The sequence below is a fragment of the Endozoicomonas gorgoniicola genome (genome assembly GCF_025562715.2).
GTDB classification, from domain to species: Bacteria; Pseudomonadota; Gammaproteobacteria; order Pseudomonadales; family Endozoicomonadaceae; genus Endozoicomonas_A; species Endozoicomonas_A gorgoniicola.
Genome location: NZ_JAPFCC010000001.1, coordinates 3,136,626 through 3,162,194, shown reverse-complemented (window position 1 = coordinate 3,162,194; position 25,569 = coordinate 3,136,626). Strand labels below are relative to the sequence as shown.

Genomic DNA, 25,569 nt, shown 5'->3' with positions numbered 1-25,569 from the left:
CTGTCCTACTGCGGTTGCAACAAATTGGTCTAAAAATTCCTGCTTTTTCGTTGAATAGCTCGCTATTCGCCTCAAAATCAGAAATTTTTATCCTCAATTTCTTGCAATCCTCGCTACGGACGCTTAAGTCCGACAGGCTCCCGGTGGCTTCCGGAGTGTTTTCAGGGAGCCAGTGGGATGTCCAGTATTCTGCGCCAGGACTGGCGGCCTGAATCCGCTACAGGCAAAGTCAGGTCAACCGTGCTGATATTACCCGCCCCGCCCTGTGTAATAATTCTGACGTCACCTTCCGGGGTGATAGCCAGTTGTGGCTTGGTAAACTTACCCGCACCCAGAGAAATTCTTTTCACCGAAATATCGGTATCCGAGAAGCCTGCCTGCGTGAAGACCTGCCGTTCCGCTGCAGGAAAGGCCGTACCTGTCTGAAAAAACACACCATTCAAAAAGCTGCTATCCACAATGCTGCACTGGTTTGTTGGTGGCGAGTATTCAACAAAAAATATCAGACCCTGTGTGCTGGTACCCGGGCTGACGCTTTTGTTGTCAGGCATTGTGCCATTGGTTGCAAGCCGGTTGACCCAGCCAGAGCCATTGTTGATTGCAGTGGCCAGTGCATCGAAGTTGCCAGCCGTTACACCCGGACTCACAGAAAAAGTACTGCCCAGAGTGCCGTTGGCCTGAACATCAACGTCCGTTGTATCGGTCAGGTCACTGAAAGTGATCTCAGTACCGGTAAACGTGTTTCCAGACCGGGGTTCCTTGACTCCGAAGTAGTACTCTTGTTGTGCACTGTTCCGGTCGTTGATAACCAGATCTCTTCCTGTTCCGGTATAGACCCAGCGATGGTTGTCGGTACTGCGAAGCACCAGGGGGGCTGCGGTAACAGGGCGCTGTGGATTGGTTAAGGTACTCAGACCCCACCCTGCTGGTGTTGTTCCGGACAGGTTCAGCCTGAGTAATTCTCCGGACAGATTGCCAGTGGTTCGTACCGAGCCAAAGTAAATAGTGTCATCGTAACCATCCCGCTCCCAGTCTGCGACAACCATTTCGCCGGAATAAGCATTGGGAATGCTGGTTACCATGGGATTGAACGGGGTTACAAAGTCTTTACTTTCAAGGTCGTAAACGTACACACGCATACTCTGGTTACTGGTGCCATTAGCCAGTGCCTGTTCTGTACCGGTGACGCCTGTACCTATAGGGCCTGAGCCAAACACAAGATACCAGTCGTTTTGTGCGGGGGTATCAAAGTCGCCATTATTGTCTGGCCTGCGTTGCCTGACCAGTACCGGGGGAGTGAGGGTAAAGCCGAGATTCGGAGCAGAAATTTCTGCCATAAGCACAGGCGGTTTTTCTGGATTGGTAATATCCATAACCACATAGGATGAACGCATTGTACGGCTGGAACCACTGACCGTCACATCAATGGGACCACCCCCCATGCCCATGGCAGCAACGAGAATGGTTCCCCACCCATTAGGGTGGTCTGTGTCATTTGGAAAAACATTAGCATCGAAAACCTGCAGTTTCCCGTCCATATAAGGCACATGGGGGTAGTTGTTTTCGGTTAACCATTGCAAGTGAGGCAGAAGGTTCATTGGAATATAAGCCCAAAGCTCCCCGCCAAGGGGGTGCGATGTGGTACCGCTGCCGCTGAAGGTAAGTTCAAACCGGCTGGAGGTTTCATTCCAGAAGCCTCCGTTGAAGGCGTGGAGCATCCCGTCATTGGCCCCTACATAGATCACTTCACGCCTGTTTGCGTAATGCTGCCTGAAACGCTCAAATGTCTCGTCCAGAGGATTAAAAGTGTCTCCCCCGGTATAGCTCCCCCTGGGAGTCCCCACTTTGACCGGACTTGAATTAACGATGTCACCTAATCGCCAGACTTCAGTGGTTCCATCATTATCAAAGTCAACGGAGCGGGAACGAAGACCTGTCTGTTCTTGCCCCCGGATGTAGTTGATTAGGCTCGTGACCCCTGCTGTCGGGTTCCCCAGGTAGCCTTCTCTCGCTCCGGAAAACAGACTGCTGGTAAAAGCGTGTAGTTCCCCGGTATCAACGGTTGAATTGTTGTTGTCGTCCAGCCAGGTAAGGATGTGTCGCCCGTTACTTGTGGCAGAGGTATAACTCCGCTGGGTAAGAAGGTTGCTCAGGTCAGAGAGTTCGTTTCTGGCATCCCATAGTGTGTCAAGGTCGTCTATTGATACGGTGTTGCCATTGGGGGTCAGGGTAATGCCGTTGTCTGTGCTGTTCCAGCGTTGCACAGTAGTATTTCCTGAGGCGGCATTGAAGTTCAGGGTGACCACCGGGTCGACGCTGTAGTCATCAAGGGTACGGTTGCTGTTTGCGTCTTCTCGCAGATGACCTCTTTCGTCAATGAATAAACTGTAAAGCCATCCAACCCAGGAAACAGTCAGGTTATTAACGGTTTCATTCGCACTGAACAGGGCTTGTACTACCGACCTGCTACCTTCCGGATCAGTTGTGACAACAGGGGCTGATGATGAGGAGACGGTGCCAGCCAGATTTTCCAGCAGCTCATTTAACTGTTCGTTCAACCGGTTCGGGTTATCTGAAAAGAAATAGTTATCTGGAATGCCGTCAGGCACCTGTACCCCCGAGACATTGTTAACATTGTCCCATTCACGACTGTCATCATCTGGCACGCCGTCACCATCGCCATCAAAGTTGGGCGTCCCGTCATTGTCCAGATCGTTAAAACTGCTGTATTTGGCTGCCAGAATTAATGGTGAAGGCAGTGATTCTGAAAAGTTGGCAGAAGGGGTGAAGTTTTTTGTTACGGTTAAAGGCGTGGCCCAGCTCTGACACCCTGTCCCAGAACAAGGAAAATTAAGAAAGCCTTCAAGCAACCCACCCTGCCAAATAATCATCGCTGATTCGGCGTCGGCATCATCATAGCCTGATAAAAAACCTTTGTAATCTGAATTGTAATCTGCGTCAGTCACCAGACCGTTGTAACCGTTGACACCTGTCAGGGAGTAGCCAATACGCAGTGAATAGGCCGCCCTTGAGACAGGGTCACTGATTTCGACCTGAAAATTATTATTGGATACGTTAACGGTATAAACTGCGGAGGCGTCAGCGTCCCCATCGCCTCCCCAGGGAAAATCCTGCCAGAGAATCCTGAAGCTGATGGAAGTCAATGCGCCGTTGGTGTCAACAGTGAAATTCCTGACTTGCATCTTAAGAAAACTACAGGGAAAAAACTCGCTTTCGTAGGTGGTAGTAGCACCGTTTGATGCCTGGCAGATTGGGGTGAGGCTCACGGTACGGGTCTGTCCGCCACTAATGGGTACCGCAAAGTTCAGTGCTGGTATGCTTTTAGCCAGTTCGACGACATAGGTGTTGATGGTTTGGCTTCCTGAAAGACCAGACCGAAGGTCATTGTTAAAAGCAAAGTGGCTGAGCCCTGACAAATAGTAGGAGCCTTCCATCAGTGGTGCTTCCGGGCAGATGCCACGAGCCAGGCTCAGACGGGGGAGCGTTCTGGGCAGACACTGTCTTACACCAGTGACGCCTGCTACTTCACCAATGACGTAGTTACCCGGAAAACTTAAATCAGGCTCCAGAGTTCCTATCTGGTCGGTCAGGGTTTGCAGTTGCGTTAATCCGCCACTGATAACATCAGAGAGGTTGTTATAGTTATCGTCGTCGTAGGAGTTCTGTCCTGTCGATAATAGTAAGATCGAGCAGTTGGAGCAGGCGTTAGTGACGGAAAGCGGATCTTGCCAGGCAGGTTTGGACAGTCCGAGGTCAGTGCCGGTTGAGTATTCGGATGATGGCGTTGTCTGTCCGCTAAAATAACGAAGCGCTTCCAGGTAAATCTCAGAAATAGGGTTGCCCCAGTCACGGCACGGCAAGGGCTCCGTACGACAGCGGAAGGATAAACCCTGAACGCTCCAAACCGGGGTGCATCCCGAAGGACCGCTTCCTCCACAGCTCATAAAACCAAGACCATAGGGATACTCTGCGATCCTGAGGCGGTCAATATTGGCCACTATCCCGTTATTTAGAATGAACTGACCCGTTGACTGGTCAATTTCATCTGCGGCTGAACCAATATTTTTTCTGACAACACCACCGCTAATGTTGGCGTCGAAACTACCGGTGATCAATCCAAAATGTACATCGTCCTGTCGTCTTTGTATAAGCCCTATCGGTTTTCTGCTGCTCCCGTAATTCAGGCAGTCGTTGCTCGTGGAGGTACTGTGACAAGCCTCAATCCGCACCTCCAGTTGTGCCAGGGCATTATTGCCGCAGGTTAAACTATCGCCGCCGGCCCACTCATCCACGGTGTCGATCCAGGTGGGATCAGTCTGGTAGGGATTTGTAAGTGAAGTCGTGCGAATCCTGACAAAAGGTGTACCCAAAGATGTGGTTGTAGCATTGCACATGGCAATAGCTGTACCGGTATAAGGTGTCAGGTCACTCAGTGAAGGATCACCTGCCTGTGGCTCGTAAACTTTATTAAAAGCGTGCCAGTCATTAGGGATTTCAGCCCGTTCCAGAACGGTCAGGCTTGCCGTGTCCGTTGAACGCATCCCGCCGTATATCAGTTTACGCAACAGGTCAATGCGGCTCATGGTGCCCCAGTTCATGAAGTTCCCGCTCCATGTGGTGCCGTTGCAGCTATGGCCGTTGGTTCCGGTTGCCTGTGCAACAGGACGAAAGCGCCCGAGACTGTGTGAATAGCACCAGTCAGGTTCAAAGTAACCGCTGTACTCAAAAGTGTCCATGTACGTCACATCCATGATACCGTCGCCGTCAATATCGGTGTAGTCGTCATAAACTTTTTTGAACAGCTCATGATCAAACGACAGAGCCAGCATGAGTTGGGGAATGCCTCTGGAGCTGCCCTGAATAGGGCCAAAAGTGTAATGGGATGAGGAGGCTAAAAGAGTATGCTGGCCTGAATAACAAAAGCAGATAATGAATAGTACTATTCCAGACAATCTGTTCATGGAGCGTCCCTGCCTGATTAGCGGCTTGAAACTTTGGTATTATTTTATTCGTTATCTTATCCGCAAAAACTCAAGGCTACCAGCAGTCGGATGAGGTATTGCCATCGCCATCAAAACTCTCCCTGACGCCAAGGTGGTTCACCGTCATTGCCTGGCAGTCGAAATCTTCTGTCAAAGGGCTGCCTGAGGCGGGCTCTGCTCTCAGGGTGAATTGCTGGGGAGAGGCTGGAGGAGGTGTCCCTTCCGGGGTTGACACGCTGATTGTGTAGAACCCTTCCGGAGACGTACTGCCGCCGAGGTCATCCGTGTCCATTGAATAGGCGCTGTTATACGTGTAAAAACGTTCCTGCTGAGTAGCTGCTGATATAAGGGCCACATGAGCATCAGAGCGGCGGGTTTCAGTAACATACTGCTGGTAAGAAGGAGTGGCTACGGCTAACAGAATGCCAATGATAGCGGCGACTATCATAATTTCAATCAGTGTGAAACCGGCGACCTTTTTTCTATTCACAGTTCCTCACCTTTTGAAAGTACTTTGTAGCATAACGTGGGTATTTGCATCATCCAGCGTTGACAGGGCCGTTATGCGATAAACTCTTGACCAGTCCACGGGGTTGGCAGGATTAGGTTCAGTGCCAGCAAGTACCCGTGGCATGTAGCAGATAAATTCGATGATGTAGCGAGCGCTGGTTCCTGCTGACGCACTGGTTGATGCAATGGTTCGTGTCGTGTCACCCCACAGGGTGCTGTCCTGCCAGGGCTGGTCATTATCAGCCCGGCAGGTAATGATGTTATTGGCGTTTGTGCCGGTAAAGCAGAGTCCGTTGGTACAGCTGTTGTTAAACCGGGCAATGTCGCTGCATAAGGCCTGGTTCAGAATGCAGCGCTCAGCCTCCAGTAAAGCCGCTTCTGCAGCAACTTCTGCGATCTGGCTGTTGCGGTAACTGGCAGACATTTTTTGGGCCAGCATTGAAGATTGCATGGTGATTAAACCAGCAAAGGCCATAAGTCCCATAAAAACGACGGTGTAAAGCAGAGCGGCTCCGTTTTGTCTTGCCGTCCGTCTGTGCATCACTAATTCCTCAGTGCAACGGTCATGGTAAATTCTCTCCGGAGGAACCGGTCAGGTTCTCCTGAAGCTACAGGGGGGGGAGTAATGTTTGCTCCGTCAAAGAAATAATCAACAGGTGCTATGTCTGCCGGAACGACAGGGTTTTCACTGCGTGCCAGTATGTGAATCCTTGCCGAAGTTACCTCATGCCAGTCCAGGTGCCTGTAAGCCCGGTCTCCGGCATTGATGTACTGATTGGCTGCACCATCGCCGTTTGTATCCAGGCCATAATAAATACGCATATCTTCAATGCCGTCGACTACCGGGATGCCGTTCCGGTCTTGTATGTCTTTGCGTACGAGGGTCGGAAGGCCGTTTTCCAGACGAATATAATAAACGACAGAGTCTACAGGGCTGATGAAGCCCGGATTAAAGGAGGTATTGCCTGTTGGGGTCGACGCATCGTAACAGCGAAAGTCCCCCTTTAATTGTGTTGTGCAGTTCTGGAGTTCTGTGCCACTGCCTGTTGCATAACTGACGGTTGTTGTACCAACAGACGATAAGCTGATAAGGGCAACCTGTGAGCAATCCTGCCGAATCAGGCCCACCGGTTGTTCGGTGGCCAGCAGGGCACTGACATCCGTGTCCAGTGTCAGAGAGTTTGAACTGAGGTTATGGTCGGTCACTTCAAAGGTCAGTTCAGGATTAAGCTTGAAAATAGTCAGGCTTTCACTTATAGAAGCACCGTCAATGGTTGTCGTTGCGTCAGCTGCTGTCAGTCCCTGAACTTTATGCTCATTGGTTAACCAGTCAAAGATTGTCATGGTGCCTTCCAGAGCGTTCCCGATTGCTGCCTGATTGATGCAGCCTGTGTAGCCAGCCAGTGAAAGATCCCTTGATATTTCATTGATGGCAAATCTTGCGGACTCCTGCATTAGCCCGAGTTGCCTGTTCAGAAGGTTACTCTGATTATTGGACAGAAACACACTGGTGACGGCGGTAATGATAACCGTGCTCATCAGCGTTGATATCATTACTTCAATCAGGCTAAGTCCATGCTGACCTGGCTTCGCCATCATAATGTCCCTCTGAGAATAACTTGCCGGTCGGTATCCCGTCCCCGGCTGTCGTTAAAGGAAATGGTAATGGTGTATTCCCGGTTTCCGGTTGTGGTGGTAAAAGCAATGGTTCCATCGCCATCTGGCAGGTATTGCCTGACCAGAAATTTCCACTGGTTAATGTCATAGTCGGCCAGTTGGGTTGGATTGCAGGAGGATGTTTCGCAAGCGTCCGGATAGGTTGCCGGAATACTGGCTGCCGGAGCAGAATAACCTGTTCCCGTTGTCGAAAATTCATTATTGGCAATGATTCGGCTCATCATATCGTAGGCCAGCATATTCGCCAGCGTGTTAAGTCTTGCCTGGTTGTTAAACTGCAGGGTTTGATTTTGCAGGGCGGCTGCGCCGAGTAACCCTGCAGCAAGGATGATATTGGCGATAAGGACTTCAATCAGGGTAATACCATTTTGTGACCGGTTTTTTAATGAAGTGGATGAACGATTTATCATGGGCAGGATACCGTGGCGGTGGGGCGCACTCTTCCGGACAGGTTTATATTGATACCTCTGGTAAGGTCGGCATTGCCATTGGCATCGCAGAGGCTGAATGCCCCGACATTGGCTGCGGTCGTTGCGCCATTGGCCAGAAAGCTAATCGTATTATTTCTTTCCCAGGAAATACGGGCATTGGATTCAAGGTGCCTCATCATTAACATTTCATCGTCTGCTGCTGCGCGTGCCGGTGCGCCGGGGCTTCTGTCAAAAGCCGGATCAAAAATGCCGTTATTGTTTCTGTCAATAAAAATAATCCACCCTGAAGACCAGTTATCACGGGTTGCAGAACAGCTGACAGAAGCGCTCGTAATGGTTGTTGATGCGCAGGCCGCTACCAGACCGCCGTTTTCTATTGCCTCAGCCCGGGCGAACAGCAGACCGGAAATCAGACTTTGCTGGATAGAGTCAAACTGAATTCTGTTGGCGATTACACCAATTTGAGAAATAGAAATGGACAGAATGATGCTGCCTATGAGCAGGGTTATCATTAGCTCTATTAATGTCAGACCACTGGCAGCAAGGTGCTTCATGATGAATGCAGAGGGCTCAATAAGTTAGAATTTAAAACTCTCTGTCTGAACTGCTAATCAGAGCTGATTTTATTACTACTAATTCGATTCTAGATAAAAAATTTACCCGGTGGAGGCCAAACCAATATTCTGTAATTTTTTGAAGCGGTTATCCAAATAATAAGTATTATGGTGTTTTTTTGACAATCAAAGGATCGGAGAAGCAAGTCATTGCTAGATTAATAAATAATCCTGATGAAATGGATTAAATCAAAAGCCTGACTCCGGGTTTATTAATGACAAATCATAACAAAGAAACTATTCGGCTTTTGATTGTCGATGCCCTTGCCGAAGAAGCTGAAGCGGTTCTTAATGTGTTCCGTGATGCAGGACACTCAACCCGCGCCCACCATATTGTCTCCATGGACAGTCTGGATAAAGCCTTATCAGGTCGACAGAAGTGGGACCTGTTGCTGATTTCCGAACAGGATATGCCTGAGGGCATAACGATCAACAGCGTAATTGAACGAATTGAGCAGCAGGGACATGATGTTCCGGTTGTGGTTCTCAGCGACCGTCTGGAAGATGATGAAATACTGGCGCTGATCAAACAGGGTGTTCGCTGTGTTATTCCCCAACAGGGGGATGAGTTACTGTTGATCACCGCAAAACGTGAAATTGCCGACCTTAACACCCGCCGAAATTACCGCCGCATGAGTGTGGCGCTGAATGAATCAGAAAAACAGCGCCGAAACCTCCTGAACGATCAGGTTGATGCCATTGTTTATGTTGGCGAAGGCGCCATTCGCTATGCCAACCCGGCATTTAATGTATTGCTGGGGCGGGATGAGAATGAACCTCTGAAGGGAACTGCATTTAAAGAGCTGGTGGCCTCGTCAGATCAGAACGATGTTGATGAGTTTCTGGCCAGTATTGAAGACAGTGGGCAGGCACTGGCAGCGATTCAGTGTTCACTGAGGTCTGAGGAAGGCGATGTACCGGTAAGGGCTATGGTAACGCCGACCTCTTTTGAAGGACACTTTACTTTGAGCCTTCTGGTTCGTCTGCAGGAAGTACAGCAGAACTCCATGGCGGACACTGAAGAGGCCAGGGTCTCAAAACCGGACAGCGACACCAGGCTGTACGATAAAAAGCAATTCCAGGAGCATTTGGATGTTGCCATTCAGCGAGTCATTTCAGGCAAAGAAAAGTTCGCCCTGGTTTGTGTTTCCCTCGACACCTTGAAAGCCGTGCACGCCAAAGGTGGGAAAAGGGTTAGTCGGCCATTGCTGATGGAGGTTGCCAAAAGGCTTGGCCTGAGTCTTATCGAGCATAAGGCATCGAGCTGGGGCGGAGGTCAGTTTATGGTGCTGGTCAAGGCAGCGGATAAGGATACTGTTCAGACCATTGCTGACCAGCTATTGGAAGAAGTGGCTGAAACCCCGGTAACGGTTGGCAAGAATAAACTGCCCGTCAAACTCAGCCTGGGTTCGATTCAGCTGACTGACGCCAACAGCGACGCTAAAACCCTGCTGGTCAGGGCTCGCCATGCCTGTGCTGAAGCGCGTCGGCTGGGCGGTGGCAAGCTGTGTTTTTACCAGAAGCGCAAGATTGATGTAGTCAGTTCGGTGGAAAAACATCTGGCGGGTATGGTGAGTCAGGCTATGCAGCATGACGACCTGAAGTTGTTTTATCAGCCGGTGATCAGCCTGAAAGGTTCTGAGTATGGGCATTATGAGGTTATGTTGCGCATGATGGATGCCCGTGGTCGGGAGCATGATGCTGTTAATTTTCGTTCCAAACTCGATAAAAACAGCCTGTGGGGAAAGGTCGACCGGTGGCAGGTTATTCAGGCAGGCAAAGACCTGATGAGTAATGATATCGACAAGACGAAAACCAGAATGTTCGTCCATCTTGGTGGCAATGTGATAGGCGACAAGGAGTTTCTGCCCTGGATGGGAGTAGCGCTGAAAGCGGCTGGAATTAAACCTCAGGCACTGGTTGTGGAGTTGAGTGAACAGAATGTGGTTCGATTCAGTAAACAGATGCCGGATTTCTTCAAGGCGGTCAGGGCTATGGGCTGTGGTACATCGGTCAGTGAATTTGGTTGCAGTCTTAATCCTGTGGAAACCATTGCCGCCCTGAATCTCGATTTTGTTAAGGTGGATGCTTCCTTTACCAAGGAACTGACTAATGAAAGCAAAGGGGAAGAGCTGAAGGCGATGGTTAAGCAGTTGTCTGATAGTGGCAGGCAGATCATTGTTCCCAATGTAGAAAGTGCTGTGGAGATGGCTCCTTTATGGCACAGCGGTGTTGACTTCATTCAGGGTGATTTTCTGCAGGGGCCGGTGGAGACCATGAATTATAATTTTGATGAATGATTACTCTCTTATTTTCATCTTTTTCAGCAGCTCATCCTCATCTTTCCGCCATGGTTCCATTTTATCTTTCAAATCTCTTGACGGATCCAACCGGGATGCCTCTTTGAACAGCCCCCTCCACTGCTCCCTCTCGCCTGGTTTCAGAAACCTCATCACATGAGCCTTTTGTGACAAAAATTTAGCTTTTTGCTCATTATTAGAGATTTCACCACTAAGGGCTTTTTTCACATGGGTTAAAGCTTTGTCCAGATATGGGGAATTGTCTTCCTTCTGGCTTTCGTCCAGTCCCTGGCCTATAAAAAGTTTCAGGTTATGGATTGACTGAATATGCTCCTTGTCGACAGACAAAGTGACATTGTCGATATGAGCATTGAATTCTTCAGTACCGGTGTATGAAATGGCTAGTGTCAGCTTGTAACTGTCTTTTTGATCCTTTGTCAAAAATTTAGTGTCAAGGGCTTTTGTTATCAGGTTTCTGGCGTGAACGAGTTTACCCTCTCTTTCCCAGGTGTAAGCCAGTGTCAGATTCGTCTCATGGTTGTCACAAGGTATGCCTTCTTTCAAATCCCCGGACTCCTGCCTGAAGGTGGCCAGCAGCAGGGCTTTTGCATCATCGTACCTGCCCATTAGCTCCCAGAGACGAACCAGTGCCAGGTTCGTCTGATGGTTATTACAAGGTATGCCTTTTTTCAAATCACCGGACTCCTGACTGAAGGTGGCCAACAGCAGGGCTTCTGCCTTATCGTACCTGCCCATTAGCCCCCAGAGACGAGCCAGTGCAAGGTTCGTCTGATGGTTGTTACAAGGTATGCCTTTTTTCAAATCACCGGAATCTTGACTGAAGGTGGCCAGCAGCAGGGCTTCTGCCTTATCGTACCTGCCCATTAGCTCCCAGAGACGAACCAGTGCCAGATTCGTATCATGGTTGTTACAAGGTTTGCCTTTTTTCAAATCCCCGGACTTCTGTCTGAAGATGGCCAGCAGCAGGGCTTCTGCCTCATCGTACCTGTGCGTTACTTGCAAGAAACGAGCCAGTGCCAGGTTCGTATCATGTTCTCTACAAAGTATGCCTTTTCTGTAATCCCCGGACTCTTGACTGAAGGTGGCCAGCAGCAGGGCTTCTGCCTCATCGTACCTGCGCACTGTTTGCAAGAAACGAGCCAGTGCCAGGTTCGTATAATGGTTGTTACAGGGTATGCCCTTTTCGTAATCCCCGGACTCTTGCCTGAAGGTGAGCCGCAGGAGGGCTTCTGCCTTATCGTACTTACCCATTAGCTCCCAGAGACGAACCAGTGCCAGGTTAGTATCGTGGCTGTTACAAGGTATGATTTTCTTTTTGTAAACCCCTTCCTCCCGCTCGAAGAGAGTCAGCAGCTGGGCTTCGGCCTCCTGATATCGTTTTAGAGCCTCAAAAGCAGTGGCTTTCGACACTATGATGCTTTTATCGCCGGAGTCGGGTAATTGATCAAGTAAATTCAAAGTGGCTTTAAATTGCCCGAGTTTGTTAAGTGCACGAGCATGGCCTGCTATTTTTTGAATCTCCTGCTTATCGTTAGCTGCCTTGATCGCTTTAAATACTTCAATTGCCTCTTTCCATTTCCCTTGTTTGAAGAGACTGAAAGCATGATCCAAACCCTCTTTTGCTTTCCGGTAAACACTATCAGCAGAAGGGTTTGATTTATCTGTTCCAGTGGGAGCAACTTTTCTTGCACATGGCGTATCTGGTGAGTGACATGTAGGGGGATTGATGTTTTTAACGGCTCCCGGAACCTTTGTTATTGGTGATCCACCACGGCCTCGTCCATGGCCTCGTCCACGGCCTCGTCCAGGGTCTCGTCCAGGGCCTTGCGGAGATTTGGTTGTCCCTGAGTTGGCATAAAAAGCCTGAGGTGGTGGTGGTGTTATATTCATAAACGTTATGACAACTCAAAATGGATTTGGTTTCCTGACTCTTAATTTCAGTTTTACAGCTCCTGACCAATGACAATATCATGCATTTTTTCTAATTTGGAAAAGCATATTGTCTTTCTGGCCAGACGCTTGATCCAATTTCTGAAATTCAGATTTTTACGTTCTATCTTCTGGGTATTCTCTTTTCCAACTTTGTGCTTTTATAATTTTGATGAATGATTACTCTCTTATTTTCATCTTTTTCAGCAGCTCATCCTCATCTTTCCGCCATGGTTCCATTTTATCTTTCAAATCTCTTGACGGATCCAACCGGGCTGCCTCTTTGAACAGCCCCCTCCACTGCTCCCTCTCGCCTGGTTTCAGAAACCTCATCACATGAGCCTTTTGTGACAATAATTTAGCTTTTTGCTCATTATTAGAGATTTCATAACTAAGGGCTTTTTTCACATGGGTTAAAGCTTTGTCCAGATATAGGGAATTGTCTTTCTTCTGGCTTTCGTCCAGTCCCTGGCCTATAAAAAGTTTCAGGTTATGGATTGACTGAATATGCTCCTTGTCGACAGGCGAAGTAACATTGTCGATATGAGCATTGAATTCTTCAGTACCGATGTATGAAATGGCTAGTTTCAGCTTGTAACTGTCTTTTTGATCCTTTGTCAAAAATTTAGTGTCAAGGGCTTTTGTTATCAGGTTTCTGGCGCGAACTAGTTTACCCTTTCTTTCCCAGATGTAAGCCAGTGCCAGATTCGTATCATGGTTGTTACAAGGTTTGCCTTTTTTCAAATCCCCGGACTCCTGACTGAAGGTGGCCAGCAGCAGGGCTTCTGCCTCATCGTACCTGCCCATTAGCTCCAAGAAACGAACCAGTGCCAGATTCGTATCATGGTTGTTACAAGGTTTGCCTTTTTTGTAATCCCCGGACTCTTGACTGAAGGTGGCCAGCAGGAGGGCTTCTGCCTCATCGTACCTGCGCACCGTTTGCAAGAAACGAGCCAGTGCCAGGTTCGTCTGATGCTTTTTACAAGGTTTGCCTTTTCTGTAATCCCCGGACTCTTGACTGAAGGTGGCCAGCAGCAGGGCTTCTGCCTCATCGTACTTGCCCAGAAGTCCCCAGAGACGAGCCAGTGCCAGGTTCGTATCATGTTTTTTACAAGGTATGCCCTTGTCGTAATCCCCGGACTCTTGACTGAAGGTGGCCAGCAGCAGGGCTTCTGCCTCATCGTACTTGCCCATTAGCTCCCAGAGACGAACCAGTGCCATATTCGTATCATGGTTGTCACAAGGTTTGCCTTTTCTGTAATCCCCGGACTCTTGACTGAAGGTGGCCAGCAGCAGGGCTAGTGCCTCTTTGTATCTGCGCATAAATTGCAAGAAACGAGCCAGTGCCAGGTTCGTAAAATGGTTGTCACAAGGTTTGCCTTTTCTGTAATCCCCGGACTCTTGACTGAAGGTGAGCCGCAGGAGGGCTTCTGCATTATCGTACTTACCCATTAGCTCCCAGAGACGAACCAGTGCCAGGTTCGTATCGTGGTTGTTACAGGGACGAACCAGTGTCAGGTTCGTATCGTGGCTGTTACAAGGCCTGGTGTCGTCCGTTTCGTAAATCCCTTTCTCCAGCTCGAAGAGAGTCAGCAGCTGGGCTTCGGCCTCTTCGTATCGTTTTAGACCCTGAAAAGCAGTGGCTCTCGACACTATGATGGTTTTATCGCCGGAGTCGGGTAATTGATCATGTACATTCAAAGAGGCTTTAAATTGCCCGAGTTTGTTAAGGGCACGAGTATGGCCTGCTATTTTTTGAATCTCCTGCTTATCGTCAGCTCCCTTGATTGCTTTAAACTCTTCAATTGCCTCATTCCATTTCCCTAGTTTGAAGAGTCTGTAACCATTATCCAAACGGCGTTTTACTTCCCGGTGAACACTGTCAGCAGAAGGGTTTGATTTATCTGTTCCAGTGGGAGCAACTTTTCTTGCACTTGCACTTGCACTTGCACTTGCACTTGCACTTGCACTTGCACTTGCACTTGCAAATGGCGTATCTGATGAGTGACATGTAGAGGGATTGATGTTTTTAACGGCTCCCGGAACCTTTGTTATTGGTGATCCACCACGGCCTCGTCCACGGGGTTGCGGAGGTTTGGTTGTCCCTGAATTGGCCTTAAAAGCCTGAGTTGGTGGATTTATATTCATAAACGTTATGACAACTCAAAATGGATTTGGTTTCCTGACTCTTAATTTCAGTTTTACATCCCACCCATATTCGTTGAAAATAGCGTCTCTGAATTAAAGATTACAGACGTTAGGCATTTCAATGTCCGCAGCTATGCTCAATATCGTGATGCACAGTGGTGTTGATTTCATTCAGGGTGATTTTCTGCAGGGGCCGGTGGAGACCATGAATTATAATTTTGATGAGTGATTATTTTATTCCCAACTTTTTCAGCAGCTCAAACTCATCTTTCCGCCATGAATCCATTTTATTTTTAAATTTTCTTGAGGGATCCAACCGGGCTGCCTCTTCGAACAGCCCATTCCACTGCTCACTCTCGCCTGGTTCCTTAAACCTCATCACATGAGCCTTTTGTGACAATAATTTAGCTTTTTGCTCATTACTAGAGATTTCAAAACTAAGGGCTTTATCCACATGAGTTAAAGCGTCCTCCAGATATAGGGAACCGTCTTCCTTCTGGCTTTCATCCAGTCCCTGCTTTATGAATAATCTCAGGTTATGAATTGACTGAGCATGCTCCTTGTCGACAGGCGAAGTAACATTGTCGATATGAGCATTAAATTCTTCAGTACCGGTGTATGAGATAGCTAGTACCTGCTTGTAAGTGTTTTTTTGATCCTTTGTCAAAAATTTAGTGTCAAGGACTTTTGTTATCAGGTTTCTGAAGCGAGCGAGTTTACCCTCTCTTTCCCAGTAGTAAGCCAGTATCAGATTCGTATCATGTTTGTCACAAGGTTTGCCTTTTTCCAAATCCCCGGACTCCTGCCTGAAGGTGGCCAGCAGCAGGGCTTTTGCATCACCGTACCTGTCCATTAGCTCCAGGAAACGAATCATTAACAGATTCGTATCATGGTTTTTACAAGGTTTGCCTTTTTTCAAATCCCCGGACTCCTGCTTGAAGGTGGCCAGCAGCAGGGCTTCTGCATCACCGTACTTTTTCCTTAGCTCCCAGAAATAAATCAGTGCAAGGTTTGTCTGATTGTTGTCACAAGGTTTGCCTTTTTCCAAATCCCCGGACTCCTGTCTGAAGGTGGCCAGCAGCAGGGCTTCTGCGTCATCGTACTTGCCCATTAGGTCCCAGAGACGAGCCAGTGCCAGGTTCGTATCATGGTTTTTACAAGGTATGCCTTTTCTGTAATTCCCCAACTCTTTACTGAAGATGGCCAGCAGCAGGGCTTCTGCATCATCGAACTTGCCCTTTAGCTCCAAGAGACGAGCCAGTGCCAGGTTCGTATCATGGTTTTTACAAGGTATGCCTTTACTGTAATTCCCCAACTCTTTACTGAAGGTGGCCAGCAGCAGGGCTTCTGCATCATCGTATCTGTGCTCAAATTGCAAGAAACGAGCCACTGCCAGGTTCGCAAAATGGTTGTTACAAGGTATGCCCTTTTCGTAATCCCCGTGCTGTTGACGGAAGGTGGCCAGCAGCAGGTCTTTTTCCTCATCGTACGTACCCATTAGGTGCAAGAGACGAGCCACTCCCATGTTCGTCTTACAGCTTTTACAAGGTGTGATGTTCTTTTCGTAAATCCCTCCCTCCCGCCTGAAGAGATCCAACAGCTGGACTTTTGCCTCTTGATATCGTTTTAGACCCTCAAAAGCAGTGGCTTTCGCCACAATGATGTCTTTAACGTCGGTGTTTTTATATTCGATGTTTTTATCGTCGTAGTCGGGTAATTGATCAAGTAAATTCAAAGTGGATTCAAATTGCCTGAGTTTATTAAGGGCAAGAGCATGGTCTATTATTTTCCGAATATTCTGCTGAGGGCTAGCTCCCGAAGGGTTTGATTTATCTGTTCCAGTGGGAGCAACTTTTCTTGCACTTGCACTTGCACTTGCACTTGCACTTGCACTTGCACTTGCACTTGCACTTGCACTTGCACTTGCACATGGCGTATCTGGTGAAGAGGGATTGATGTTTTTAACGGCTCCCGGAACCTTTGTTATTGGTGATCCACCAGGGACTCGTCCACGGCCTCGTCCACGGCCTCGTCCACGGCCTCGTCCACGGCCTTGCTGAGATTCGGTTGTCCCTGGATTGATAAAAGCCTGATGTGGTGGTGTTATATTCATAAACGTTATGACAACTCAAAATGGATTTGGTTTCCTGACTCTTAATTTCAGTTTTACAGCCCCCTCATATTCGTTGAAAATAGCGCCCCTGAATTAAAGACTACAGACGTTAGGCATTTCAATGTCCGCAGCTATGCTCAAGATCGTGATGGCACAGATCAACCTGAAGGTTGGTGACATCGACGGCAATACCTCTATGGTGATTAACGCCGCTGAACAGGCACGGGATACCCACCAGGCGCATCTGGTGGTATTTCCGGAACTGACCCTGTGCGGTTACCCCCCTGAAGACCTGCTTCTTCGTCCCAGCCTGATTCTGCGCACAGAACAGGCTTTACATCGACTGAACGCCGTTAAAGGCATTGATATTGTTATTGGTGTGCCGGGTATGGGCGCGCACGGTCTGGAGAACCAGGCGGTTGTTCTGCGCGACGGTCAGGTGATCGCCCGTTATGCCAAGCAGCACCTGCCCAATTATCAGGTGTTTGATGAGAAGCGTTATTTTGTTCCGGGTCATCAGATGACCACTTTTGACTGTAAAGGAACCCGGCTGGCACTGACCATTTGTGAGGACCTCTGGTTCCAGGAGCCTGCCATGCAGGCCAGGGATGCCGGGGCAGACCTGATCCTGAGCCTGAATGCTTCGCCATTCCATAAGGACAAGCAGAGTGTTCGCCGTGAAACCATTCGCCAGCGTTGTCAGGAAACCGGTCTGCCGGTGTTGTATGTCAACCTGTTCGGCGGTCAGGATGAGCTGGTATTTGACGGTGGTTCCTTTGCTATGAACGGCGATGGTCGGGTAGTGGCCTGTGGCGATTACTTTTCCGAAACACTGACGGCGGTTCGTTTTGATTGCGACGCAAAGCAGTTTGTAGAAGAACAGATTGCTGAAGAAGATATTGCGCCTCTGCCCGATCTTCACAGCCGGGTATACAGCGCTCTGGTCACCGGTGTCCGTGACTATGTGAACAAGAACGGTTTTAAAGGCGTTGTGCTTGGCCTTTCCGGAGGAATCGATTCCGCCCTGACTCTGGCTATTGCGGTTGATGCCCTTGGGGCGGATCGGGTTCAGGCGGTGATGATGCCGTACCGTTACACCTCGGAAATGAGCCTTCAGGACGCAAAGGAAGAAGCAGATATTCTGGGTGTCGACTATAAAATCATGCCCATTGAGCCGATGTTTGATGCCTTTATGAATACCCTGAGCAGTGAGTTTGCCGACAGTGGTCGTGATACCACCGAGGAAAACCTGCAATCCCGTTGTCGGGGTGTACTGCTGATGGCGATTTCCAACAAAAAAGGCTACATGGTGCTGACCACCGGCAACAAGAGTGAGATGGCTGTGGGTTATGCGACACTGTACGGCGATATGTGTGGCGGCTACAACGCTTTGAAAGACGTACCCAAAACTCTGGTGTTTGAATTGTCTGAATACCGTAACTCACTGGGTTATGTTATTCCCCAGCGGGTGATTGACCGTCCGCCTTCAGCGGAGCTGGCTCCGGATCAGGTGGATGAAGACAGCCTGCCGCCTTACAGTGAGCTGGATCGCATTATTGAAATGTACGTTGAGGAAGATTGCAGTGCTGAAACCATCATTGATGAGGGTTTTGACCAGGATACCGTTTACCGGGTGTTGCGCCTGATCGATATTAATGAATTTAAACGACGTCAGGCAGTGGTCGGTGTGCGTATAACGCCACGGGGTTTTGGCCGGGACCGCCGTTATCCGATTACCAATGGCTGGCGTCCCGGGGTCTAGCCAGTTCAGCGTTGTTTAGCCAGTTTCAGATAGTGCTGGTGCAGCTTATCCAGTTGTGGATAGAGCTGTTCCAGCGACTGGCTGTTATCAACAATATCATCGGCTTTTTCCCTGCGCTCTTCCCTTGTCGCCTGCCTGGCCAGGATGCTGCGGGTCTGTTCTTCCGTCATGTTGTCCCGGCTTATGGTTCGGGCAATCTGTAGTTCAACCGGCACATCCACCACCAGAACCCGGTCTGCCAGAAGGTGCTGATCCGTTTCTATCATCAATGGTGAAACCAGAATCGAATAAGGCGACACAGACGCTTTGAGTTCGGTCATAATCTGTTCACGAATCAACGGGTGTAGCAGTTGTTCCAGCCAGACTCGTTCACTGTCACTGGCAAAGATAATGTCCCGCAGTTTACGACGGTTCAGGCTGCCATCTTCTTCCTGAAGAATGCCTTTATAGCGATGAGCGATTTTTTCCAGTGCCGGCTGACCCGGCTCTACCACGACCCGCGCGGCCTGATCCGCATCAACAATCGCAATGCCCAGTGTGGCAAAGTAGTCAGTCACCGCCGTTTTGCCACTGCCTATTCCACCGGTAACACCTATAACCAGACTCATTACATTCCCATTATTTGCAGATAAGACTCAACTAGGGTGTTACCCCATAACAACGCAATAAACCCCGCTGCGGCAAGATAGGGTCCAAAAGGAATCGGCTGTTCACGGTTATGCTGTTTGAAGATCATCAGTCCGACGCCAACCAGTGTTCCCACCAGAGATGACAGCAGAATGATCAGGGGTAGCATCTGCCAGCCCAGCCAGGCTCCCAGTGCCGCCAGCAGTTTGAAGTCGCCATAGCCCATGCCTTCCTTGCCGGTAGCCAGCTTGAAGCCCTGGTAAACCAGCCATAACGACAGGTAGCCTGCCACGGCACCCAACACCGCATCGGTCAGAGGGACAAACAGATGTTGAGTATTCACCAGCAGGCCCAGCCAGAGCAGGGGCAGGGTGATGCTGTCAGGCAGCAGCTGAGTATCCAGGTCAATAACCGTCAGTGTCAGTAATGCCCATGCCAGAAGACAGGCGAACAAGGTGGCTGTTGATGCGCCAAAGGTGATACCAGCCACCACTGCAAGAGTGGCACTGATGATTTCAATCAATGGGTAGCGAATGGAAATAGAGGTTTTGCAGTGGGAGCATTGACCTTTCAGGAGCAGGTAGCTCAGTACCGGGATGTTCTCCCAGGGACGAATCTTGTGTCCACACGCCATGCAGTTCGAACCCGGTGTGACCAGATTATATTTCATCGGGTTTTCCGGTACTTTGTCCGGATGCAGGGCTTCGAGGCATTCAAGTTTCCACTGTCGCTCCATCATAATGGGCAGACGCAGGATCACCACATTCAGAAAACTGCCAACAATCAGGCCGAGTATAGTTAAGGCGAATAAAAGATAACCGGGTGAAGCTTGCAGAAGTTCAAGAAGTAGCATCAGAAGGGGAGTTCCTTTTTTATAGAACAAGTTTTATAGAACAAGTTTTATAGAACGAGTTATTGAAAGATTGATCGAACGAGTTAATCCAGCGAGGCATATAATCTGGTAATTGTTTGATCAGCAGTTTAATCGAAGCGTTTGTTTAATGGAAGGCAGCCAGTCACCGCTGCTGGCTGTATTCCTCTAAATTCGGCTATGCCTGTTCCTCGAAAAGCACCCCTTTATTAACGAGGAAAAGGCGGAGAGGCATTATTCGGAAAGTAGGATGTTCTCGACGATTGTCACGTCATCTTCAGTCAATGTCACCCTGTTACAGGCAAGATCCTCAAGCATGTGTCCGGGGCTGGAAGTGCCGGTCAAAGGCAATATCTTCATCCTCTTTGCAGACTGGAAAATAACCTGTGCGGGTGTCAGTCCCGTTTTTGCGACAATCGCCTGAAAGGCAGGCTGCTGGCTAACGGCTGGATTGGCGGTCAGAAGCGAAAACCCCTGATAGCCAATGCCATGACGTTGACAGACCTGCCTGACATCACGATCCCAGCCAGTGATGGCAAAGCAGCGGTTCTGAACCCAGGCAGGCCGGGTGGCTGAGTGATGGTTAAGGTCTTCCAGCTGGCTGGCGGAAAAGTTACTGACACCAATCGCCTTAACTCTGCCTGAATGATAGATCGCCTCCATGGCTGACCAGGCTTCCAGATCATCGTTGCAGAGCCCTTCTCCGAATAGCGGGCCATGCAGAAGCAGGGCATCCAGATAATCAGTACCCAGATGTTGCAGTGAGCTGGCAAAGGATTGTTCAACCTGCTCCCGGACACTGGCATCAGGCTTATAGGGCAGCCGGTCATCCTGGCTGGGGCGGAAAGTGAATTTGCTTTGCAAAAACAGATTGCTACGGTCAATACCTGATGCCGTCAGGGCGTCGCCAACGGCTGCCTCGAAGTAGTGTTTGCGCTGGTTAGCGGTATCAATAGCCCTGAAGCCCGATTTCAGTGCCTTGAGTACCAGATCTTTAGTAGCCTGCTCTTTCCAGGCTGTACCGTAGATCCATTTGGGTGTTGCGTTCATTGTGGTTTCCTGAGTTTTTTCATTATCACGTCAATAGGAATTACAACTCTTTCAGGGTAAGGCGATGCCATGATTTTTCCATTCAGAATGGGGGGTGAAAACTAAAAACACCGTTCAGCTTTTTCATAATGAGCTCCAGCGCAACGCTTATGTTTCCCCTCCACAGCGAGTACTTCCTGTGCATGTCAATTTTTTCCTGAAATGGAATGGTTGACTCAAGAACTTCGCCTCCTCTGTAATTGAGAGCCGTTTGATGTCTATAGGCCACATGTTCCGGCGCTGGATAAAACCCAAACTGAATATAAAACCCCAAAACTTCCGTAAACGGGTAAGCCAAATACAGATAAGTCCCACCATTTGCCTGAACTTCACGAACGATGATGAACATCAGCAAAGCTCCAAGAGATCTGTTACGGTATGCTTCATATACCTCTGTAAATTTGACTGTATAGTGACATTCTGAACTCACTGGATTACCAACCAAAAAATAGTCATAGTTGCTTATAGCTTCTATATAGCCTGCCAGCGACTCAGAACCATCATCATCTTCATGCTGAAGCTTTAAAAACAGTTTGTCGTCATCGTAAGATCTCCTTACTACGAACGTATCCCCTGACTCGTTGTGATCAAATTCACTCCCCTCGTAAACTCCAATTTGATTGAAAGGCATGCTACATCCTCTTGGCAGGAGTGCTTTAGATAGCAGAAAGGCTTTGAAACTCATCGACAACAAAGTGATCAGTCATACCACTCACGTAGTCGATCAACAAACGTGTACGGTAATACCACTCCAGATCCTGATGGTCGATTTCACTCAAGTTTTGGGTTGCGAGCGTTTCTACTGCCCGGTAATAAGCGGCTTTATGTTTTCTCGACAGACGGTGGTAAAGTCGCTGCTCTATAAAATGCTGGTGGTCATCCTGTTTAACAATACGCTGGAAATCATCAGGGGAAAGCGTTAACAGAGGCTTGAATTTGTCCAGCAGGCCAATCAATGCCGCGTAGCCCCGTAGCTCAGGCGTTTCCTTTTCCATGCTGGTGAACACATGACGTACCGCCACCGTCTTGAGTGTTTGCAGGGCAAGATGCTGGTTCGAGCCCCCTTCAATCAGAGGCTCATCCAGGCTTCCGGCAAAGACTTCGTCGTGTTTGTTGATATAGCGGTTAGCAGCATAGTCAACCAGGTCCCTGACCAGCCGGGTTCGCAGGCGCACAATAAACTCATGTTCGTTGGTACCGGCACGACGGGCGGCAGATTGCATGATGTCCGGCAAATAAGCGTTATCTGTCGTGAATTCGTTCCATACCTGGTTCAGCCAGAACTGTAACTCTTTCAGAGACAGTATGCCTTTATCCAGGGCATCTTCCAGATCAGCAATGCAGTAAGCAATGTCGTCTGCCGCCTCCATAATGTAAACGAGTGGAAAACGACAGCCTTCGTTAATATGCAGATGCTGCTGCATCTGCCGGAACAGGGTAGCTTCCGAGTAATAGAAACCGGGTTTTTTCTTTCGGTAAAAACAGGGTTCCCCCGTGGCTGGAGCCGGCTCGTAAGGAGGGCGGGTATATTTGATCAGAGCCGCCATCTGGGAGTAAGTCAGATTAAGGTTCTGCAAATGATGGATAATACGCAGCCCCTGGGCATTGCCTTCAAACACACAAAGGTCGGGTAGCAGGGTGGTCTGAAACAGGGTGTCCTTGCCTGATGTTCGCTGCATGGACTGATCGTGACACTGTTCAGCATGGTCCTTCATCCAGCGGCTGATGGCAGCCTCGCCGAAGTGACCAAAGGGAGGATTGCCTACATCGTGCAGCAGGCAGGCCATTTCGACCAGGTTGGTGAAAGCCAGTTCCTGCCCCTCAAGCCCAAGCGTTGTTAACTCCCCACTCTGCTGCCAGCGGTCGAGAATGTTCAGGGCCAGAAAGCGGCCTGTCTGCTGAACCTCAAGGGAGTGAGTCAGGCGACTGCGCACCGCCGCATTGGACTCCAGTGGATAAACCTGGGTTTTCTGCTGTAATCGACGAATGGCAGCGGACTGGATGATCCGGCCCCGGTTGCTTTCGGTTTCGGTCACCAGGTCGCGCTGCACATCGGCAGAGCTTAAACGTGGGCGCTCGCAGGTGAGTTTACGAAGGTAGTTCATGCTGGTTAATTCGGCAGGGTGGCTGATCTGTTAACAGGGTTTGTTAACACAGAGTAGCTCAGTATGAAAGACCACAGCGTTGAAGCTGAAAAAGAAACTTAGTAATTGATACATTGAGGTGACAGTGTTGAAAATAAAACTTTCTTTCTTATTGTTGTTTTTGGTAATGCATTCTCAAAATGCGCTTTCAATTGATTTTAATATTAATCTTGTTCCTGATCCTAATCCTTATGCTGAAACTTACTATACAATAGAATGTTGTCATATGCTCAAGTACGATTCTGATACTGACAGTGTTTATGACTCGCATATTTGTTATTATTGTAATGATTCGTTTGATTATAAAATTGAAAAACTTAAGGAGGTATTTAGTACCATTGTTAAAGACATGTTAGATGCTCAGGTTACCTTCTCGGGAGAATCATTACCCCGAAGCACTGAATTTAATCGTATGGTGAACATAGCTAATGGTAGTTCTTTAGAATACAGATTCACGGTTACTCAATCATTGGGGAGTGTTATAGAGGACGGAGATTTTCCAGGCTCTGTCCGTGTACAAACCTATCAGGCAACATTATCAATACCAAGCTTAACGGATGTCTATACAATAGTAGGTGAAGAGGCGTTATCAGAAACTCAGGACGAAGACGCTGTAGAGGAAGCTCCGGATGAAGACGCTGAAGAAGAAACTCCGGATGAAGGTACTTTAGACGAAGTTACGGATGAAAACCCTGTAGAGCCAACGACCAGTAATTTTGGAAATACGCCGGACACTTTACCTGAGCTTAATCCCAGCTGGTGGGAAAGGCTGACTAATCCCTTTATTAACCTGCTTTTCCAGCAGAACAGCAGATAAAACTGGTTAATCTGGCTGTTTATGAATGGGTTAACACAGTGCTGAGCAATATGAGATCATAGCTGGCACGATGGGCTGCGGATCCTTATCCAAGGCATCTTAAAGATCTTCGATACAGTAGGCAGTATCGTTTGCTGCCTCTCCACATCGTGCAGCAGGCAGGCCATTTCTACCAGATTAGTGAAAGCCAGCTCCTGACCTTCAAGGCCTGGTATTTTTAATACTCCACTTTGTTTCCAGCGGTCTAGAATGGTCAGAGTCAGAAAGCGCCGGGTCTGCTGAACCTCTTAATTCGGCAGGGTAGCTGATCTGTTAACACAGAGTAGCTCAGCATGAAAGACCACAGCGTTGAAGCTGAAAAAGAAACTTAGTAATTGATACATTGAGGTGGCAGTGTTGAAAATAAAGCTTTCTTTCCTCTTGTTGTTTTTGGTAATGCATTCTCAAAATGCGCTGTCAATTGATTTTTATCTTGATCTTGATGTTGATCCTGAAAGTCCATGTCAGAATTCTCATCTTCTCATTTACCATTCTGATACTGACAGTGTTGAGTACGAGGATGATTGTCTTTGTTGCTACTGTTTTGATGATGCTGTTGAACAACTTAGTGATGAGGTATTTAGTAAGATTGTTGAAGATATGTTAGCTACCCCGGTTACCTTCCCGGGAGAATTGTTACCCCGAAGCACTGAATGGTATCGTCGTATGGTGAACACAACTAATGGCAGGTCTATAGAATACAGCTTTACGGTTACTCAATCATCGAGGAATGCTACAGTGGGCGGGCGTTTTCCTGTCTCTGTCCTTGTACAACGCTATAGGGCAAGATTCTTGATGCTAGGCTTATCACCGTTTTTCTATACAATAACAGGTGTAGAGGAGTTACCAGAACCTCAGAACGAAGGCGCTGTAGAGGAAACCCCGGACGAAAATACTGTAGAGGAAACTCCGGATGAAAACCCTGTAGAGCCAACGACCAGTAATTTTGGAAATACGCCGGACACTTTACCTGAGCTTAATCCCAGCTGGTGGGAGAGGCTGACTAATCCCTTTATTAACCTGCTTTTCCAGCAGAACAGCAGATAAAACTGGTTAATCTGGCAGTTTATGAATGGGTTAACACAGTGCTGAGCAATATGAGATCATAGCTGGCAAGATGGGCTGCGGATCCTTATCCAAGGCATCTTAAAGATCTTCGATACAGTAGGCAGTATCGTTTGCTGCCTCCCCACATCGTGCAGCAGGCAGGCCATTTCTACCAGATTAGTGAAAGCCAGCTCCTGACCTTCAAGGCCTGGTATTTTTAATACTCCACTTTGTTTCCAGCGGTCTAGAATGGTCAGAGTCAGAAAACGCCGGGTTTGCTGAACCTCTTAATTCGGCAGGGTAGCTGATCTGTTAACACAGAGTAGCTCAGTATGAAAGACCACAGCCATTGAAACTGAAAAAGAAACTTAATAATTGATACATTGAGGTGACAGTGTTGAAAATAAAACTTTCTTTCTTATTGTTG

Annotated in this window: 18 protein-coding genes and 1 pseudogene; 4 read left to right on the top strand and 15 right to left on the bottom strand. The window is 48.5% G+C overall.

The genetic code is table 11. The annotated features are described in order from the left end of the window. Nucleotides 1-161: 161 nt before the first annotated feature. The 6 genes from NX722_RS14600 to NX722_RS14570 all read right to left on the bottom strand — a co-directional run bounded on the left by NX722_RS14600 (nucleotide 162) and on the right by NX722_RS14570 (nucleotide 8,175). Nucleotides 162-4,982, bottom strand: coding sequence for a pilus assembly protein (locus tag NX722_RS14600; RefSeq protein WP_262563571.1), 4,821 nt, complete (start codon nucleotides 4,980-4,982; stop codon nucleotides 162-164). A 76-nt stretch (nucleotides 4,983-5,058) separates the two neighbouring features. Then, on the bottom strand, nucleotides 5,059-5,493 hold the full coding sequence (locus NX722_RS14595; RefSeq protein WP_322740932.1) for a type IV pilin protein: 435 nt from the start codon (nucleotides 5,491-5,493) through the stop codon (nucleotides 5,059-5,061). Between the two features lie 6 nt (nucleotides 5,494-5,499). Then, nucleotides 5,500-6,054 (bottom strand): pilus assembly PilX family protein, encoded by a 555-nt coding sequence (locus NX722_RS14585; RefSeq protein WP_262563570.1) that lies wholly within the window; start codon nucleotides 6,052-6,054, stop codon nucleotides 5,500-5,502. A gap of 2 nt (nucleotides 6,055-6,056) precedes the next feature. Beyond that, nucleotides 6,057-7,112 (bottom strand): PilW family protein, encoded by a 1,056-nt coding sequence (locus NX722_RS14580; protein ID WP_262563569.1) that lies wholly within the window; start codon nucleotides 7,110-7,112, stop codon nucleotides 6,057-6,059. Beyond that, nucleotides 7,109-7,600: a type IV pilus modification protein PilV gene (gene pilV / locus NX722_RS14575; RefSeq protein WP_262563568.1), complete on the bottom strand. Its 492-nt coding sequence runs from the start codon at nucleotides 7,598-7,600 to the stop codon at nucleotides 7,109-7,111. The genes NX722_RS14580 and pilV overlap by 4 nt, the downstream gene beginning before the upstream one ends. Continuing rightward, nucleotides 7,597-8,175: a GspH/FimT family protein gene (locus NX722_RS14570; protein ID WP_262563567.1), complete on the bottom strand. Its 579-nt coding sequence runs from the start codon at nucleotides 8,173-8,175 to the stop codon at nucleotides 7,597-7,599. Before NX722_RS14570 ends, pilV begins: the two co-directional genes overlap by 4 nt. 275 nt (nucleotides 8,176-8,450) lie before the next feature. On the opposite strand from NX722_RS14570, the gene NX722_RS14565 reads away from it, so the two are divergent. Then, complete coding sequence (locus NX722_RS14565; RefSeq protein ID WP_262563566.1) at nucleotides 8,451-10,535, top strand: EAL domain-containing response regulator; 2,085 nt, start codon at nucleotides 8,451-8,453, stop codon at nucleotides 10,533-10,535. On the opposite strand, the gene NX722_RS14560 is transcribed toward NX722_RS14565, so the two are convergent. The 4 genes and pseudogenes from NX722_RS14560 to NX722_RS14545 all read right to left on the bottom strand — a co-directional run bounded on the left by NX722_RS14560 (nucleotide 10,536) and on the right by NX722_RS14545 (nucleotide 16,368). Beyond that, complete coding sequence (locus tag NX722_RS14560) at nucleotides 10,536-12,446, bottom strand: tetratricopeptide repeat protein (RefSeq protein WP_262563565.1); 1,911 nt, start codon at nucleotides 12,444-12,446, stop codon at nucleotides 10,536-10,538. It abuts the gene before it with no gap. A 53-nt stretch (nucleotides 12,447-12,499) separates the two neighbouring features. Further along, nucleotides 12,500-12,643, bottom strand: a pseudogene (locus tag NX722_RS14555) (IS1 family transposase); the annotation flags it as partial. A 22-nt stretch (nucleotides 12,644-12,665) separates the two neighbouring features. Continuing rightward, nucleotides 12,666-14,339 (bottom strand): tetratricopeptide repeat protein, encoded by a 1,674-nt coding sequence (locus tag NX722_RS14550; protein WP_262563564.1) that lies wholly within the window; start codon nucleotides 14,337-14,339, stop codon nucleotides 12,666-12,668. A gap of 523 nt (nucleotides 14,340-14,862) precedes the next feature. Further along, nucleotides 14,863-16,368 carry a hypothetical protein gene (locus NX722_RS14545; protein ID WP_262563562.1) on the bottom strand — a complete coding sequence of 502 codons (1,506 nt, stop codon included), beginning with the start codon at nucleotides 16,366-16,368 and terminating at the stop codon, nucleotides 14,863-14,865. Between the two features lie 499 nt (nucleotides 16,369-16,867). On the opposite strand from NX722_RS14545, the gene NX722_RS14540 reads away from it, so the two are divergent. Next, entirely contained in the window at nucleotides 16,868-18,508 is a 1,641-nt protein-coding gene (locus NX722_RS14540; protein WP_262563561.1) for an NAD+ synthase, read from the top strand. 5 nt (nucleotides 18,509-18,513) lie between these two features. On the opposite strand, the gene coaE is transcribed toward NX722_RS14540, so the two are convergent. From coaE to dgt, 5 genes are all read right to left on the bottom strand, one after another. Beyond that, nucleotides 18,514-19,116 (bottom strand): dephospho-CoA kinase, encoded by a 603-nt coding sequence (gene coaE / locus NX722_RS14535; protein ID WP_262563560.1) that lies wholly within the window; start codon nucleotides 19,114-19,116, stop codon nucleotides 18,514-18,516. Continuing rightward, a complete protein-coding gene (locus tag NX722_RS14530) occupies nucleotides 19,116-19,988 on the bottom strand; it encodes a prepilin peptidase (protein ID WP_262563559.1) in 873 nt (290 codons plus the stop codon). The genes coaE and NX722_RS14530 overlap by 1 nt, the downstream gene beginning before the upstream one ends. Before the next feature lie 252 nt (nucleotides 19,989-20,240). Continuing rightward, nucleotides 20,241-21,056: an aldo/keto reductase family protein gene (locus NX722_RS14525; protein ID WP_262568593.1), complete on the bottom strand. Its 816-nt coding sequence runs from the start codon at nucleotides 21,054-21,056 to the stop codon at nucleotides 20,241-20,243. Nucleotides 21,057-21,138: 82 nt separating this feature from the next. Further along, a complete protein-coding gene (locus NX722_RS14520) occupies nucleotides 21,139-21,726 on the bottom strand; it encodes a GNAT family N-acetyltransferase (RefSeq protein WP_262568592.1) in 588 nt (195 codons plus the stop codon). Nucleotides 21,727-21,751: 25 nt separating this feature from the next. Next, nucleotides 21,752-23,200 carry a dGTPase gene (dgt, locus tag NX722_RS14515; RefSeq protein ID WP_262568591.1) on the bottom strand — a complete coding sequence of 483 codons (1,449 nt, stop codon included), beginning with the start codon at nucleotides 23,198-23,200 and terminating at the stop codon, nucleotides 21,752-21,754. 127 nt (nucleotides 23,201-23,327) lie between these two features. Here dgt and NX722_RS14510 point away from each other — a divergent pair, with 127 nt between their 5' ends. Beyond that, nucleotides 23,328-24,056, top strand: coding sequence for a hypothetical protein (locus NX722_RS14510; RefSeq protein ID WP_262568590.1), 729 nt, complete (start codon nucleotides 23,328-23,330; stop codon nucleotides 24,054-24,056). Nucleotides 24,057-24,452: 396 nt separating this feature from the next. Next, nucleotides 24,453-25,142 (top strand): hypothetical protein, encoded by a 690-nt coding sequence (locus tag NX722_RS14505; protein WP_262568589.1) that lies wholly within the window; start codon nucleotides 24,453-24,455, stop codon nucleotides 25,140-25,142. Nucleotides 25,143-25,569 lie beyond the last annotated feature (427 nt).